We start from the raw sequence: 13,792 nt of genomic DNA on the forward strand, positions 1-13,792 counted from the left end.
ACTCAATAGCTCTGGGTCGAACGACGAGCCTTCGTGGCTGCCGGCTGCTTCGGCAGGGCATCCGGCTTCGGCGCCGACACCGCTGGCTTGAAAGAGCCTTTCTTGAACGGCGCCATCCCTTCCCTGGCCAACTCGTCGGCGCGCTCGTTCTCGGTATGGCCGGCGTGGCCCTTGACCCAGTTCCAGGTGACCTTGTGGCGCCGATTGGCTTCATCCAGCGCCTGCCACAGCTCGCCGTTCTTGACCGGCTTCTTGTCGGCGGTCTTCCAGCCGTTCTTCTTCCAGCCATGGATCCACTTGGAAATGCCGTCCATGACATATTTGCTGTCGGTGTGAAGCTCGACGGTGCAAGGCTCCTTCAGCGCATTCAACGCCGAGATGGCGGCCAGCAACTCCATGCGGTTGTTGGTCGTTTCGGCCTCGCCGCCGGAAAGCTCCTTTGTGGTGCCGTTGAAGCGCAGGATGGCACCCCAGCCGCCAGGACCGGGATTGCCCGAGCAGGCGCCGTCGGTGAAGATCTCAACCTGTTTGCTCATGATACCCCGTATTCGGCCAATCCATATTCCGAAGCCGATTTGATTGCCCGATGGAATCGCATCCGCCTGATATATTCGGTCGGGTCGCGTTTCATCACCAGCCCGCCATCGGGAACGGTGAGCCAGTCGTAGAGCCGGGTCAGCATGAAACGCAACGCCGAACCGCGCGCCAGCATCGGCAATGCCGCCTTTTCCTGCCCGCTCAGGGAACGCACGCTCTGATAGCCGGCAAGCAGTGCCTTCCCCTTGGTGAGGTTGAAGGAAAAATCCTTCTCGAAACACCACGCGTTGAGGCAGGTGGCGACATCATAGGCGTAGAGGTCGTCGCAGGCGAAATAGAAGTCGATCAGGCCCGACAGCTTTTCGCCGAGGAAGAAGACATTGTCCGGAAAAAGATCGGCATGGATGATGCCTGCCGGAAGGTCCTTCGGCCAGTTGCGCTCGAAATCGGCGAAATCGGCGTCGACCTCGGCTGCGAGGCCCGGCTCGACCTCGTCGGCGCGGTCGCGGGCCGCGTTCCAAAGCTTGCGCCAACCGTCGATGGCGAGCGCGTTCGGGCGGGTCATCGGGAAATCGGCACCGGCCAGATGCAGGGCGGCCAGCGCCTTGCCGACCTCGGCACAGTGCGTTGCCGTCGGCCGCCGCAGCGAGAGCCCTTCGAGGAAGGTGATGATAACCGCCGGCCGGCCGGCCAGCGTGCCGATGACGCTGCTGTCATGCGCGATCACCGGCAGCGGACAGGACACACCCTTGTTGGCGAGATGACCCATCAGCCCAAGGAAAAACGGCAGATCCGCCTTCTCGACCCGCTTCTCATAGAGCGTCAGGATGTAGGAGCCGCTGGAGGTGTGGAGCAGAAAGTTGGAGTTTTCCGTGCCCTCCGCGATGCCCTTGTAGGACAGGAGATCGCCGACCGGATAGTGTTTCAGGAAAGCGCCGAGTTCGCCCTCCGCAACGTCGGTATAGACCGCCATCTGCCTTACGCGGCCCCATTGACGAAGGCCATGTCGGCCGGCGTCAGTTCGACATCGCGCAGTACCCGCATGACCGGAAAATCCTCTGTTTCGGTGGCCGTGATGGCCAGGTCGATGGTGACATCGAAGCGCTGGCGGAACGCGTCGATGATCTCGTCGACGATGATCTCCGGCGCCGATGCCCCGGCCGACAGGCCGAGCGTCGAAATGTTGCCGATGTCATTCCACGGAATCTCGGCGGCGCGCTGCACGAGAAGCGACATGGTGGCGCCGGCACGCTCCGCCACTTCGACAAGGCGGCGCGAATTGGAGGAATTGGGGGCGCCGACGATCAGATAGAGATCAGCGCCGGGGGCGGTATCCTTGACCGCCTCCTGGCGGTTGGTGGTGGCGTAGCATATCGATTCCGCCGCCGGCGCCTTCAGGTCGGGAAAGCGGTCCTGCAGCGCACGGATGATGCCGGCGGTGTCCTCGACCGACAGCGTGGTCTGGGTGACGAAGCCGAGCGCCTTCGGATCGGCGGGCACCAGCCTGGCGGGATCGGCCTCGGTCTCGATCAGCGTGACCGCGCCCTCCGGCAATTGTCCCATCGTGCCGATCACCTCGGGGTGTCCGGCATGGCCGATCAACAACACATGGCGGCCAAGCCGCTGATGGCGCATCGCCTGCTTGTGGACCTTCGAGACCAGCGGACAGGTGGCGTCGAGATAGAACAGGTTGCGCGCCTGGGCATCGGCCGGCACCGATTTCGGCACGCCATGCGCCGAAAAGACGACCGGCGACTGCCGGTGTTCGGCCGGGATTTCGGAAAGTTCCTCGATGAAGACCGCGCCAAGGCTTTGCAGTCCTTCGACGACGTAACGGTTGTGGACGATCTCGTGGCGGACATAGACCGGCTTGCCGTATTTCTTCAGCGCCAGCACGACGATTTGGATGGCACGGTCAACGCCGGCGCAAAAGCCGCGCGGCTGGCAGAGCCGGATCGTCAGCGGAGGCTTGGTGGTTGTCTGAAGCATTGAATCCTGGCCGGTTCGTCAGCGCCGAAATGAGGTGCCTACCCCTGTTCTGTCAAGAGCGGGCCCTGTCAAGGGTGTCGGTGGAAAGGGGGCGTCGCGCGTGTTCATTCCTCGTTCGCGGGACGGCGAAGCCGCAGGATGAGCACGGCGGCGAGTGCCGCGGCAAGTCCATACCAGGTGACAGCATATTGCAGATGGCTGTTCGGCAGGTCGATGATGGTGACGCCGCCGATCGGGAGACCGCCGGGATTGGGCGTCTTGTCGGCATCGATGAAGATCGGCGCCAGCGTGAAACCGGCCGGCAGGCCGGCGCTCGCCGCCATCACGTCGCGGTCCTTCCAGTAGAAGATGTTCTTCGCCACATCATTGTCGGGAAGCATCATCGACGGCTTTGCCGGCAGCGGGTTGCGGGCAAGCCCGGTGATTGTCACCTTGCCGGAGACCTGCCCCTTGGCGCGCTTGGCCGGGTCTTTCAGATCGTAGGGTATGAAGCCGCGATTGATCAGAACGAAGCGGCCGTCGTCGAGGGCCAGCGGCGTGTAGACGTTGAAGCCGGCGTCACCCTCCCAGGTCGCATAAAAATGCCGCTCGCCCGAATGCAGGAACGTGCCGGAGACCGTGACCGGCGTGTAGTCGACGTCGCCGGTCGAGGCGAATTGCTTCTCGACCTCGGCCAGCGGCAGCGGCGCGGAGTGGGTGCGCTGGTCGATGGTCTGCAGGAGACCTTCCTTCCAGTGCAGGCGCTGGACCTGCCAGGTGCCGAGCGCCAGCAGGATCAAGAGCAGCAACAGGCCAAGGCCGAGCAGCAACGCCGATCTTGGCCGCGAAGGGCCGCTGTCCTTGATGGATGCCTCGCTCATTCGCCGCGGTCCAACCGGCCTTCCGCCGCCTTGTTGGCATATTGGAGCGTGAGCAGCACACCCTTGATCAACCGCAGCGCCGTCAGGCACAGCACCAGGGCCAAGGGGATCCAGATCAGCAGATGCAGCCACAGCGGCGGGCTCAGTGTCACTTCGACCCAGAGCGCCAGACCGACGATGATGAAGCCGATGATCAGGATGACGAAGACCGCTGGCCCGTCGCCAGCATCGGCGAAGGAATAGTCGAGGCCGCAATTGACGCAGCGTTTGCCGACGGTGAGGAAGCCGGAAAACAGCCGCCCCTCGCCGCAGCGCGGGCAACGGCCATGCAGGCCGGCCGATATCGGATCGATCGGCGGCCAGATCGCCTTATCTTCAGTCATGGATAGGGCCTTCACTCATCGCTATTGCTCGATCTCGATCGGTGTCCCATCGGCCACCATTGCCCAGATTTCGTCCATGTCGGAGTCCGTAACGGCAATGCAGCCGTCGGTCCAGTCGACCAATTGAAGCAGCCAGCCCCACCAGCCGAAACCATTCGGCTGGCCATGGATCATGATCATGCCGCCGGCATCGACATTGCGCGCCTTCGCCGCCGCCAGATCGTCGGCATTGGGATAGGAGATGTGGATCGATCTGTGCGCGATGCTGTCGGGGTTGCGCCAGTCGAGCATGTAGCGCCCCTCGGGCGTGCGCTGATCACCCTCCTGGTGCTTGTGGCCGACGGGATCGCCGCCGAGCGCAATGCTGTAGCTGCGCAGCACCTTGCCGTCGCCGATCAGTTCCAGCCGCCGTCCCGCCTTGTGGACACGCACCAGATCGGCCTTCTCAGCCGCAAGCGCCGGGAATGCCAGGAAGATGAATGCGCAAATCGCCCAGGGAATTGTCAGCCGCATCGGCAATCGATCGGCGATCATTGCGCCGAAAACAAGAAGGCGGCCGCGTCGCCGCGGCCGCCCCTCCTTGAAATCAAAGTCCCCAAAGACTGGATCAGTGACCTTCGATCACCGCGCCGGCAGATCCCCAAACATAGATCGCCGAGAACAGGAACAGCCAGACCACGTCAACGAAGTGCCAGTACCAGGCGGCCGCCTCGAAGCCGAAATGCTGCTTGGGGGTGAAATCGCCCTTCATCGCCCTGACTAGGCAGACCAGCAGGAAGATGGTGCCGATGATGACATGGAAGCCGTGGAAGCCGGTCGCCATGAAGAAGGTGGCGCCGTAGATGGAATCCTTGAAGCCGAACGGAGCGTGGATGTACTCGTAGGCCTGCACCATGGTGAACAGCATGCCGAGGCCGACGGTCAGCACCAGGCCGTTGACCAGGCCCTTGCGGTCGCCATGGATGAGCGAATGGTGCGCCCAGGTGACCGTGGTGCCTGACAAGAGCAGGATGATGGTGTTGTAGAGCGGCAGGTGGAAGGGATCGAGAACCTCCATGCCCTTCGGCGGCCAGACACCACCGGTAAAGGTGTGGCGCGCGTAGTTCTGGACCTCACCGGCAAAAAGGCTGGCGTCGAAATAAGCCCAGAACCAAGCGACGAAGAACATCACCTCCGAGGCGATGAACATGATCATGCCGTAGCGCAGATGCAGCGACACGACCCGCGTATGATGGCCCTCATGCGCTTCCTTGATCGTGTCCGACCACCAGGCGAACATGGTGTAGAGGACGATCACGATGCCGATGAAGAACAGCCACGGATTGGCAATGTTGAAGCCGAAGATCGGGAAGGAACCACCCTTCAGGTACTCCATGAGGCAGACACCGCCAAAGGCGGTGACGAGCGCCCCCACCGACCCCAGGAAAGGCCACGGGCTTGGGTCGACGAGATGATAGTCATGCTGTGGTTTTGCGTGCGCGTCTGCCATGTCAACCCCCGAGATTTGCTTCGGTATTGGAAATTGTCTTGCTGTTGCCCTGGATCGGCTCCGAGGAGGCGACCGGCTTGGTCTTCTCGACTGGGAACATCGTGTAGGACAGGGTGATCGTCTTCACGTCCTTCAGTTCCGGCACATTGACGATATCGGGGTCCACATAGAACAGGACCGGCATGTCCAGCGTCTCGCCGGGCTTCAGCGACGTATCGGTGAAGCAGAAGCACTCGACCTTGTTGAAATACGGACCCGCCAGTTCCGGCTGCACGTTGAAGGTGGCGCGGCCGGTGACGGGGCGATCGAACTTGTTGGTCGCCTGATAATGCGCCTGCACGGTCTCGCCGATCTTCATGGTCATCGAGCGCTGGACCGGCTGAAATTCCCACGGCACGCCGGCAATATTGGCGTCGAAGCGCACGGTGATCTCGCGGTCAAGCACGCGGCCGGCATACTGCTTCTCGACGCGTTGCGTCTTGCCGCCATAGCCGGTTGCTTGGCAGAACATCTTGTAGAGCGGCACGGCGGCATAGGCCATGCCGATCATGCCGGTGAAGAAGGCGAGGCAGACCGCCGCGACGATCGCGTTGCTGTTCTTGCCGGCTGGCTTCTTGGAGATCTCGACGCTCATCACATCGTGCCTAGATTGTGGCCGAACTTGATGATCGTGGCGATGTAGAAAATGACGACCAGCACCGCCAGCGCCACGCCGATGGCAACCGAACGGCTGCGCTGGGCCTTCTTCTGGCGATCGGTCAGCGTGACCGTTTCAAGCTTTTCCTCGACCATGATCATGCCCCACCCATGGCAAGCGCGCGTTCGACAACGCTGTCGGCCAGATAGGCAGCGAAGATGGCGAAGAGATAAAGCAGCGAATAGGCAAACAGCGCCTTGGCCGGCTTCATGACGCGGTCATCGTCGGCCATGCCGAGCACTTTCCACGCATACCAGACAAAGCCAACGCCCAGCAGCACGGCGGCCACGCCATAGAAAGGCGTGGTGTAACCGAGCAGCCACGGCAGCACCCCGACCGGGGCCAGCGCCAGCGCATAGGCGAAGATCTGACGGCGCGTCGACGCATGGCCGGCGACATTGGGCATCATCGGGATGCCGGCGCGCTCATAGTCCTCGGACTTGAAGAGGGCCAGTGCCCAGAAATGCGGCGGCGTCCACAGGAAGATGATCAGAAACAGGACGATGCTTTCGAGGCTGACCGACCCGGTCACCGCGGCCCAGCCGATGACCGGCGGGATCGCACCGGCAGCGCCACCGATGACGATGTTCTGCGGCGTCCAGCGCTTCAGCCACATCGTGTAGACGACGGCATAGAAGAAGATGGTGAAGGCCAGCAGCGTCGCCGACAGCCAGTTGACCAGCACGCCGAGCGTCATCACCGACAGCACCGAGAGCACCAGGCCGAAGCTGAGCGCCTCGTGCGGCTGGATGCGACCGGACGGCACCGGACGGCTGGCCGTCCTGGTCATCACCGCGTCGATGTCGGCGTCGTACCACATGTTGAGCGCACCCGACGCGCCGGCGCCGATGGCAATGGACAATATGGCGATCACAGCCAGCAGCGGGTTGATGGTCACCGGGGCGGCGACCAGCCCGACAAAGGCGGTGAACACCACCAGCGACATGACGCGCGGCTTCAGCAGGGCGAAGAAATCGCCCGCCGTCGCTTCCGACATGCGGAAGCCCGCTTCGTCAATGCTGGTTTCGTCGACTAGGGCCATGCGTACTCAGTCCATCATTCCGTTGGCCAAAACCGCCGGCGGGCCGGCGGTTTTGTATTCGGGCGGGAAGCCGCTTACTTGATCTTCGGCAGCTGCTCCCACTGGTGGAACGGCGGCGGCGAAGGCAGCTGCCATTCGAGCGTGGTGGCGCCCTCACCCCATGGGTTGGCACCGGCGATCCGCTTCTTCTGGAAGGCTTCGAACACGCCATAGAGGAAGATCGCCACACCGACGGCCGAGATATAGGAGCCGATCGACGACACATAGTTCCAGCCGGCAAACGCGTCCGGATAGTCGATGGTGCGGCGCGGCATGCCGGCGAGGCCGAGGAAATGCTGAGGGAAGAAGATCAGGTTGACGCCGACGAAGGTGACCCAGAAATGGGTGTTGGCGATGACAGGGGAGTACATGTAACCGGTCATCTTCGGGAACCAGTAGTACCAGCCGGCGAAGATGGCGAACACCGCACCCAGCGACAGCACGTAGTGGAAGTGGGCGATGACGAAATAGGTGTCATGCAGCGAGCGGTCGAGGCCGGCATTGGCCAGCTGAACGCCGGTGACGCCACCGATGGTGAACAGGAAGATGAAGCCCAGCGCCCACAGCATCGGCGTCTTGAACGAGATCGACCCGCCCCACATCGTCGCAATCCAGGAGAAGATCTTCACGCCCGTCGGCACCGCGATGACCATGGTGGCGAAGACGAAGTAGCGCTGCGTGTCGAGCGACAGGCCGGTCGTATACATGTGGTGCGCCCACACGATGAAGCCTACAGCGCCGATCGCGACCATGGCGTAGGCCATGCCGAGATAGCCGAACACCGGCTTCTTCGAGAAGGTCGAGATGACGTGGCTGATGATGCCGAAGCCCGGCAGGATCAGGATGTAGACTTCCGGGTGACCGAAGAACCAGAACAGATGCTGGAACAAGATCGGATCGCCGCCGCCATCGGGAGCGAAGAAGGTGGTGCCGAAATTGCGGTCGGTGAGCAGCATGGTGATGCCGCCGGCCAGGACCGGCAACGACAACAGCAGCAGGAAGGCGGTGACCAGCACCGACCAGGCAAACAGCGGCATCTTGTGCAGCGTCATGCCCGGAGCGCGCATGTTGAAGATGGTCGTAATGAAGTTGATGGCACCGAGGATCGACGAGGCACCGGCGATGTGGATCGACAGGATCGCCAGATCCATGGCCGGACCAGGCTGACCCGAGGTCGACAGCGGCGGATAGAGCGTCCAGCCACCGCCGACACCGTAGGCGCCCGGCGCGCTCGGCACGAACATCGAGGTCAGCAGCAGGATGAAGGCCGGCGGCAGCAGCCAGAAGGAGATGTTGTTCATGCGCGGGAACGCCATGTCGGGAGCACCGATCATGATCGGCACCATCCAGTTGGCGAAGCCGCCGATCAGGGCCGGCATGACCATGAAGAAGATCATGATCAGCGCATGCGCGGTGGCGAAGGCATTGTACATGCTCTTGCCGCCGTCGACCGCGGCATCACCGTTCATGCCGTAGACCATCTGCGCCAGACCGCTGAAGATCTGGATGCCAGGCTCCTGCAATTCCATGCGGATGGCGACCGACAGCGCGCCGCCGATGATGCCGGCCATGATCGCGAAGATCAGGTAGAGCGTGCCGATATCCTTGTGGTTGGTCGAATAAACCCAGCGCACCCAACCGTGATAAGGTTTGTGGTTGTGCCCGTCGTGAGCTGCAGCGTCTGCCATATTCCGCTCCGTTCCCTAAATCTTGCTAACCCGCGGCATCAATTGCCGGCGGCCGCTACCTTGTTCTGGCCATCGACCTCGGCCATCAGCGTCTTGTTGGCGCCGGGCAGATTGGTCTTGGCTGCCGCCAGCCAGGTCTTGAACTGCGCGTCGGTGACGACGCGGATGGCAATCGGCATGAAGGCATGGTCCTTGCCGCAGAGCTGCGAGCACTGACCATAATAAAGGCCTTCCTTCTCCGCCTTGAACCAGGTCTCGTTGGTGCGCCCCGGAACGGCGTCGATCTTGATGCCGAAGGACGGCATGGCAAAGGAGTGGATCACATCGGTCGCGGTGACGAGCACGCGGGTCATCGTGTTGACCGGCACCACCAACTCATTGTCGACGGCGAGCAGCCGCGGATAGACCTTGCGATCCTCCTTGCCGGCGGCGGCACGGTCGCCCTCCTGGAGGATCGCGGAGTTGAAGGAGAGCGTGTTGTCGGTCTGGTATTCGTAATCCCAGTTCCACTGGTTGCCGGTCGCCTTGACGGTGAGCTTGGCTTCTTCCGGCGGGGTGTACTGCGCGGTCAGGAGCTGGAACGAGGGAATGGCGAGGCAGAGCAGGATCACGACCGGGCCGACAGTCCAGATCACCTCGATCAGCGTGTTGTGGCTGGTCTTGGAGGGAACCGGGTTCGCGCTCGCGCGGAATTTGACGATGCAGTAGGCGAGGAGGAGGAGCACCAGAATGGTGATCGGAACGATGAACCACATCGTGTAGTTTCCGAACCACTCGATCTGCCGCATCATGTCGGTCGCCGGCGCCTGGAAAGTCGTCTCCCAAGCCACGGGCTGATCGGCATGGGCGGACGTGCCGGCGAAAAACGCGGTGGCAGCCCCAGCACTGGCTAGAAACTTGGCGTCTGCTAGGAAATTTCTCATCGCCCTCTTCGTCTCCCAGTTCCTCGCGGCTGCGCCAACGAGAATAACGAACAATGCCAGGACGGGAATCCCGACAGTCTCAAGGTGGTTCAAACCATACTCTTTTTCCCTCCGCAAGAAAGGAGCGGAGGAAACTGTGCGGCATTTTTGCGCGCAAGCTGACACGGCTCTTCCGGGGCAGCGGCCGTGGCGGCGAATCGCGTATGTCCGGAAGGTTGCCTGCCTCATGCCGGCGGGGTTCGCGAAGCGTCGTAATTCAGGCGAATTTGGCAGGAAAAGCGCGGTATTGCCTGTTTCGGGACAGTTCGGCCGTGGTCTCGTCCTTTACTTGGCATTGGCGCGGCTTAAAGTGCCGTGATTCGCAATGGAGCCGTCATGAACTCTTGGCTTTCGAGACTGAGGCATACGAGACTGGGACGTTCGATCACCTTGGCGAAAGCCATTTTTGTGATTGCCCTGTCCGCGGCCGGTCTGCTGGTCGCCAGTCAGGCCAATGCCGCCCAGCCGAGCGGCACGGTGCGCTCGACGCATGGCGCCTGGTCGATCATTTGCGACACGCCGGCGGGTGCCACCTCCGAACAATGCGTGATGATGCAGAATGTCGTCGCCGAGGATCGTCCGGAGATGGGGCTGTCGGTCGTCGTGCTGCGCACCGCCGACAACAAGGCCGAGATCCTGCGCGTGCTGGCGCCGCTCGGCGTGCTTTTGCCGAACGGACTCGGACTCAATGTCGACGGCAAGGACATCGGCCGCGCCTATTTCGTGCGCTGCTTCCAGGATGGCTGCTATGCCGAAGTCATTCTCGAAAAGCCGCTGCTGGACACGCTGAAGACCGGCACGTCGGCGACGTTCATCGTCTTCCAGACGCCTGAAGAAGGCATCGGCATCCCTGTCGACCTCAAGGGTTTTGCCGACGGCTTTGCCGCCCTCCCCTGATCCCGAGCTTGGCGCAGAACCGGGTTCTGACGCAGAATTCCTGAATGCCGCATCAGCCGGCCGTTGCCATTCGCTGACGCCGATCCTCATTGCTGATTGTCTCGGCGCGGCTTCGCGCCTACATCGGGGGAAACGAGCTCTCTTCCCACGAACGGATGCGCCATGAACAGCCTGATCGGCCAATTCGACATTTCAGACGATCGTATCAAGCAGATCGTCGCCGACACCATCAACGGCGCCGATGACGGGGAACTGTTTCTCGAATACAGCGAGAGCGAAGCGCTGATGTTCGACAATGGTCGGCTGAAGACCGCCAATTTCAACACCGACCAGGGCTTTGGCCTGCGCGCGGTCGCCGGTGAAGCCAGCGGCTACGCCCATTCGAGCGACCTGTCCGAGGCCTCGCTGCTGCGCGCGGCGGCTGCCGTCTCGACCGTCAAGGGCGGCTATTCCGGTACGCTTGCCGCTGCACCTGCCCGCACCAACCGCCATCTCTACGGCGACGAGAATCCGATCCCCTCGCCCTCCTTCGAGGCCAAGGCAAAGCTGCTGCAGGAAATCGACGCCTGGCTGCGCGCCGAGGATCCGCGCGTGCGTCAGGTGACGGCCTCGCTCGCCGCGTCCTGGCAGCATGTCGAGATCGTGCGCGCCGATGGCCAGGTGGTGCGCGATATCCGGCCGCTGGTCCGCATCAACGTCTCGGTCGTCGTCGGCGATGGCGACCGCCAGGAAAGCGGCTCCTACGGCATGGGCGGACGCAAGGCCTTTGGCGAGTTCCTGATCGAGGACAGCTGGAAGCACGCGGCCAAGGAAGCGCTGCGGCAAGCTCTGGTCAATCTCGAGGCGATCCCCGCCCCGGCCGGCACATTCGACATCGTGCTGTCCAGCGGCTGGCCGGGGGTCATGCTGCACGAAGCCGTCGGACACGGGCTCGAAGGCGACTTCAACCGCAAGAAGACATCGGCCTTTGCCGGCCTGCTGGGCCAACAGGTCGCCGCCAAGGGCGTCACCGTCGTCGACGACGGCACCATCCCCGAGCGACGCGGCTCGCTCACCGTCGACGATGAAGGCACGCCTTCGGCCCGCAACGTGCTGATCGAGGACGGCAAACTGGTCGGCTACATGCAGGATCGGCAAAACGCCCGGCTGATGGGCATGAAAGCCACCGGCAACGGAAGGCGCGAAGGCTATGCGCACCAGCCGATGCCGCGCATGACCAACACCTATATGACGTCCGGCGACATGGAGCCGGATGAGATCATCGCTTCGGTCAAGAACGGCATCTACGCCGTCTCCTTCGGCGGCGGCCAGGTCGACATCACGTCGGGCAAATTCGTGTTCGGCTGCACCGAGGCCTACATGATCGAGAACGGCAAGGTGACGCAGCCGATCAAGGGGGCGATGCTGATCGGCAACGGCCGGATGCCATGCACCGCGTCTCGATGGTCGGCAACGACATGAAACTCGACAATGGCATCGGCATGTGCGGCAAGGCCGGACAGGGCGTACCGGTCGGCGTCGGCCAGCCGCATCTCCGGATGAACCAGATGACGGTCGGCGGCACACGGGTTTGAGGCTCGGGGCCGTTCCGGTATATCACCCGCCAAAGTGATGTTTCCGAATCCAAGCGGCCCCGACCATGCCCAGATCCAAGATCGTCATCCTGACAGGCGCTGGCATTTCGGCGGAATCGGGCGTCGCGACCTTTCGCGATCCCGATGGCGTCTGGGCGAAATTCGATCTCGAAGACGTTGCGACACCCGAAGGCTTTGCCCGCGATCCCGCCAAAGTGCAGGATTTCTACAATATGCGCCGGCGGCAGATGGACAGCGTCGAGCCGAACGCCGCCCATGCGGCACTGGCCAGGCTCGAGCGCGAAGTTCAGGGCGACATCCTCCTCGTCACCCAGAACATCGACGATCTGCATGAGCGCGCCGGCTCGCGGAAACTGATCCATATGCATGGCGAACTCGGCCGCGCGCTTTGCCAGGACTGTGGCGCAAGCAGCGCCTGGACAGGTGACATCACCGTTCAATCCGGATGCCCGGCCTGCGGCTCAAGAGGCAAGCTGCGGCCTGATGTGGTCTGGTTCGGCGAGATGCCTTACCGCATGGAAGAGATCGGCGAAGCGCTGACGCATTGCGACCTGTTCCTGGCGATCGGAACGAGCGGCAGCGTCTACCCGGCGGCCGGTTTCGTCGAGGAGGCCCGTGCCGCCGGCGCCTTGACGATCGAACTCAATTTGAAATGCGCAGGCTGGGCCTCGCGCTTCGACGAGCAGATGGAAGGACCGGCGACGCAGATAGTGCCTGCCTTCGTCGAGCGCATCCTTTCGGGAACAGGCTGACGCTGCCGCGTGCGGGATCTCGTGGATTGAATTCCAACCGCTAAGGATATATCTTACCTTTGTCTTACACTGAGGTAGGCTACAATGGCCGGCTCCGAAAAGCTCACCACCACCGTCTCGACCAAGGGGCAAGTGATCCTGCCGAGCGCGATCCGCAAACGCAGGGAATGGGGCGCCGGCACCCGCCTGGAGGTCGAAGACACGCCGGAGGGCGTTCTTTTGAAGCCAGCACCTGCCTTCGCCGCAACCCGGCCTCAAGACGTCTTTGGTTTCCTGCCCCATAACGGCAGGCCGAAGACACTTGAAGACATGGATGCGGGCGTTCTCGCCGAAGCACGGCGGCGGCATGCTCGCGATTGATACCAATATCGTCGTTCGGTACCTGACCAACGACCATCCCGAGCAATCCCCGCGCGCCCGGCGCGTCATCGATGACCGACAGGTATTTGTCGCTGTGACGGTTATCCTGGAAGCCGAGTGGGTGCTGCGCAGCGCCTACGGCTATGACCAGGCCACTGTCGTCAGAGCTTTGCGAGCGTTCGGCGGCCTTCCCACGGTTGAAATCGAAGACGCGGCGCTTGTCTCTTCCGCGCTCGATCTGGTCGAGGCCGGTGTGGATTTCGCGGATGCGCTACACCTCGGCAAGTCGGCGCATTGTACGGGATTCGTGACCTTCGACCGCAAATTGATCAAGGCGGCGCAAGCGGCGGGGCTTGGGGACGTGCAAGAAGCATAGTGATGACGCCGTGGGCAGTGCCTGGTGCTGGCGTCACGACGCGTTAGCAGGCCGCGAACACGAACATGTTAACGCCTTCTTAAATGTTTAATTGATCGTGCGCCGTCACCACATTACCGTTGATCG

Annotated in this window: 16 protein-coding genes and 1 pseudogene; 5 read left to right on the forward strand and 12 right to left on the reverse strand. The window is 62.5% G+C overall.

Annotation, left to right across the window (positions count from 1 at the left end; genetic code table 11):
- Positions 1 to 2 precede the first annotated feature (2 nt).
- From rnhA to coxB, 12 genes are all read right to left on the reverse strand, one after another.
- Positions 3 to 536: a ribonuclease HI gene (gene rnhA / locus AC0V8S_RS30215; protein ID WP_475435115.1), complete on the reverse strand. Its 534-nt coding sequence runs from the start codon at positions 534 to 536 to the stop codon at positions 3 to 5.
- Complete coding sequence (locus tag AC0V8S_RS30220; protein ID WP_475435117.1) at positions 533 to 1,510, reverse strand: homoserine kinase; 978 nt, start codon at positions 1,508 to 1,510, stop codon at positions 533 to 535. Before AC0V8S_RS30220 ends, rnhA begins: the two co-directional genes overlap by 4 nt.
- A gap of 5 nt (positions 1,511 to 1,515) precedes the next feature.
- The gene (gene ispH, locus AC0V8S_RS30225) at positions 1,516 to 2,526 is read right to left on the reverse strand and encodes a 4-hydroxy-3-methylbut-2-enyl diphosphate reductase (protein WP_475435119.1); all 1,011 of its coding nucleotides are present in this window, start codon (positions 2,524 to 2,526) and stop codon (positions 1,516 to 1,518) included.
- 104 nt (positions 2,527 to 2,630) lie between these two features.
- Complete coding sequence (locus tag AC0V8S_RS30230; protein WP_475435121.1) at positions 2,631 to 3,386, reverse strand: SURF1 family protein; 756 nt, start codon at positions 3,384 to 3,386, stop codon at positions 2,631 to 2,633.
- On the reverse strand, positions 3,383 to 3,769 hold the full coding sequence (locus AC0V8S_RS30235; protein ID WP_183457457.1) for a DUF983 domain-containing protein: 387 nt from the start codon (positions 3,767 to 3,769) through the stop codon (positions 3,383 to 3,385). The genes AC0V8S_RS30230 and AC0V8S_RS30235 overlap by 4 nt, the downstream gene beginning before the upstream one ends.
- 21 nt (positions 3,770 to 3,790) lie before the next feature.
- The gene (locus AC0V8S_RS30240) at positions 3,791 to 4,282 is read right to left on the reverse strand and encodes a L,D-transpeptidase family protein (RefSeq protein WP_183465203.1); all 492 of its coding nucleotides are present in this window, start codon (positions 4,280 to 4,282) and stop codon (positions 3,791 to 3,793) included.
- A gap of 94 nt (positions 4,283 to 4,376) precedes the next feature.
- Positions 4,377 to 5,258 carry a cytochrome c oxidase subunit 3 gene (locus AC0V8S_RS30245; protein ID WP_183457455.1) on the reverse strand — a complete coding sequence of 294 codons (882 nt, stop codon included), beginning with the start codon at positions 5,256 to 5,258 and terminating at the stop codon, positions 4,377 to 4,379.
- A 1-nt stretch (position 5,259) separates the two neighbouring features.
- Positions 5,260 to 5,892, reverse strand: coding sequence for a cytochrome c oxidase assembly protein (locus AC0V8S_RS30250; protein WP_475435123.1), 633 nt, complete (start codon positions 5,890 to 5,892; stop codon positions 5,260 to 5,262).
- Entirely contained in the window at positions 5,892 to 6,050 is a 159-nt protein-coding gene (locus AC0V8S_RS30255) for a hypothetical protein (protein ID WP_096458982.1), read from the reverse strand. Before AC0V8S_RS30255 ends, AC0V8S_RS30250 begins: the two co-directional genes overlap by 1 nt.
- A gap of 2 nt (positions 6,051 to 6,052) precedes the next feature.
- Positions 6,053 to 6,997 carry a heme o synthase gene (locus AC0V8S_RS30260; protein WP_475435125.1) on the reverse strand — a complete coding sequence of 315 codons (945 nt, stop codon included), beginning with the start codon at positions 6,995 to 6,997 and terminating at the stop codon, positions 6,053 to 6,055.
- Between the two features lie 74 nt (positions 6,998 to 7,071).
- Entirely contained in the window at positions 7,072 to 8,724 is a 1,653-nt protein-coding gene (gene ctaD, locus AC0V8S_RS30265; protein WP_475435127.1) for a cytochrome c oxidase subunit I, read from the reverse strand.
- A gap of 38 nt (positions 8,725 to 8,762) precedes the next feature.
- A complete protein-coding gene (gene coxB / locus AC0V8S_RS30270) occupies positions 8,763 to 9,647 on the reverse strand; it encodes a cytochrome c oxidase subunit II (RefSeq protein ID WP_475435129.1) in 885 nt (294 codons plus the stop codon).
- A gap of 375 nt (positions 9,648 to 10,022) precedes the next feature.
- On the opposite strand from coxB, the gene AC0V8S_RS30275 reads away from it, so the two are divergent.
- The 5 genes and pseudogenes from AC0V8S_RS30275 to AC0V8S_RS30295 all read left to right on the forward strand — a co-directional run bounded on the left by AC0V8S_RS30275 (position 10,023) and on the right by AC0V8S_RS30295 (position 13,666).
- Entirely contained in the window at positions 10,023 to 10,583 is a 561-nt protein-coding gene (locus tag AC0V8S_RS30275) for an invasion associated locus B family protein (protein ID WP_183457447.1), read from the forward strand.
- A gap of 162 nt (positions 10,584 to 10,745) precedes the next feature.
- Positions 10,746 to 12,157, forward strand: a pseudogene (gene tldD, locus AC0V8S_RS30280) (metalloprotease TldD).
- A 65-nt stretch (positions 12,158 to 12,222) separates the two neighbouring features.
- A complete protein-coding gene (locus AC0V8S_RS30285) occupies positions 12,223 to 12,930 on the forward strand; it encodes an NAD-dependent deacylase (RefSeq protein WP_475435131.1) in 708 nt (235 codons plus the stop codon).
- An 84-nt stretch (positions 12,931 to 13,014) separates the two neighbouring features.
- A complete protein-coding gene (locus AC0V8S_RS30290) occupies positions 13,015 to 13,290 on the forward strand; it encodes an AbrB/MazE/SpoVT family DNA-binding domain-containing protein (RefSeq protein ID WP_183457443.1) in 276 nt (91 codons plus the stop codon).
- Positions 13,277 to 13,666, forward strand: coding sequence for a type II toxin-antitoxin system VapC family toxin (locus AC0V8S_RS30295; protein WP_475438726.1), 390 nt, complete (start codon positions 13,277 to 13,279; stop codon positions 13,664 to 13,666). The genes AC0V8S_RS30290 and AC0V8S_RS30295 overlap by 14 nt, the downstream gene beginning before the upstream one ends.
- Positions 13,667 to 13,792 lie beyond the last annotated feature (126 nt).

The organism is Mesorhizobium oxytropidicola, from assembly GCF_056174625.1.

Coding starts and splice junctions, on each gene's coding strand:
- AC0V8S_RS30260 (WP_475435125.1), bottom strand. CDS start 6,997: ATGGCCCTAGTCGACGAAACCAGCATTGACGAAGCGGGCTTCCGCATG.
- ispH (WP_475435119.1), bottom strand. CDS start 2,526: ATGCTTCAGACAACCACCAAGCCTCCGCTGACGATCCGGCTCTGCCAG.
- AC0V8S_RS30290 (WP_183457443.1), top strand. CDS start 13,015: ATGGCCGGCTCCGAAAAGCTCACCACCACCGTCTCGACCAAGGGGCAA.
- AC0V8S_RS30240 (WP_183465203.1), bottom strand. CDS start 4,282: ATGCGGCTGACAATTCCCTGGGCGATTTGCGCATTCATCTTCCTGGCA.
- AC0V8S_RS30255 (WP_096458982.1), bottom strand. CDS start 6,050: ATGGTCGAGGAAAAGCTTGAAACGGTCACGCTGACCGATCGCCAGAAG.
- rnhA (WP_475435115.1), bottom strand. CDS start 536: ATGAGCAAACAGGTTGAGATCTTCACCGACGGCGCCTGCTCGGGCAAT.
- AC0V8S_RS30220 (WP_475435117.1), bottom strand. CDS start 1,510: ATGGCGGTCTATACCGACGTTGCGGAGGGCGAACTCGGCGCTTTCCTG.
- ctaD (WP_475435127.1), bottom strand. CDS start 8,724: ATGGCAGACGCTGCAGCTCACGACGGGCACAACCACAAACCTTATCAC.
- AC0V8S_RS30295 (WP_475438726.1), top strand. CDS start 13,277: ATGCTCGCGATTGATACCAATATCGTCGTTCGGTACCTGACCAACGAC.
- AC0V8S_RS30230 (WP_475435121.1), bottom strand. CDS start 3,386: ATGAGCGAGGCATCCATCAAGGACAGCGGCCCTTCGCGGCCAAGATCG.
- AC0V8S_RS30285 (WP_475435131.1), top strand. CDS start 12,223: ATGCCCAGATCCAAGATCGTCATCCTGACAGGCGCTGGCATTTCGGCG.
- AC0V8S_RS30235 (WP_183457457.1), bottom strand. CDS start 3,769: ATGACTGAAGATAAGGCGATCTGGCCGCCGATCGATCCGATATCGGCC.
- AC0V8S_RS30250 (WP_475435123.1), bottom strand. CDS start 5,892: ATGAGCGTCGAGATCTCCAAGAAGCCAGCCGGCAAGAACAGCAACGCG.
- AC0V8S_RS30275 (WP_183457447.1), top strand. CDS start 10,023: ATGAACTCTTGGCTTTCGAGACTGAGGCATACGAGACTGGGACGTTCG.
- AC0V8S_RS30245 (WP_183457455.1), bottom strand. CDS start 5,258: ATGGCAGACGCGCACGCAAAACCACAGCATGACTATCATCTCGTCGAC.
- coxB (WP_475435129.1), bottom strand. CDS start 9,647: ATGAGAAATTTCCTAGCAGACGCCAAGTTTCTAGCCAGTGCTGGGGCT.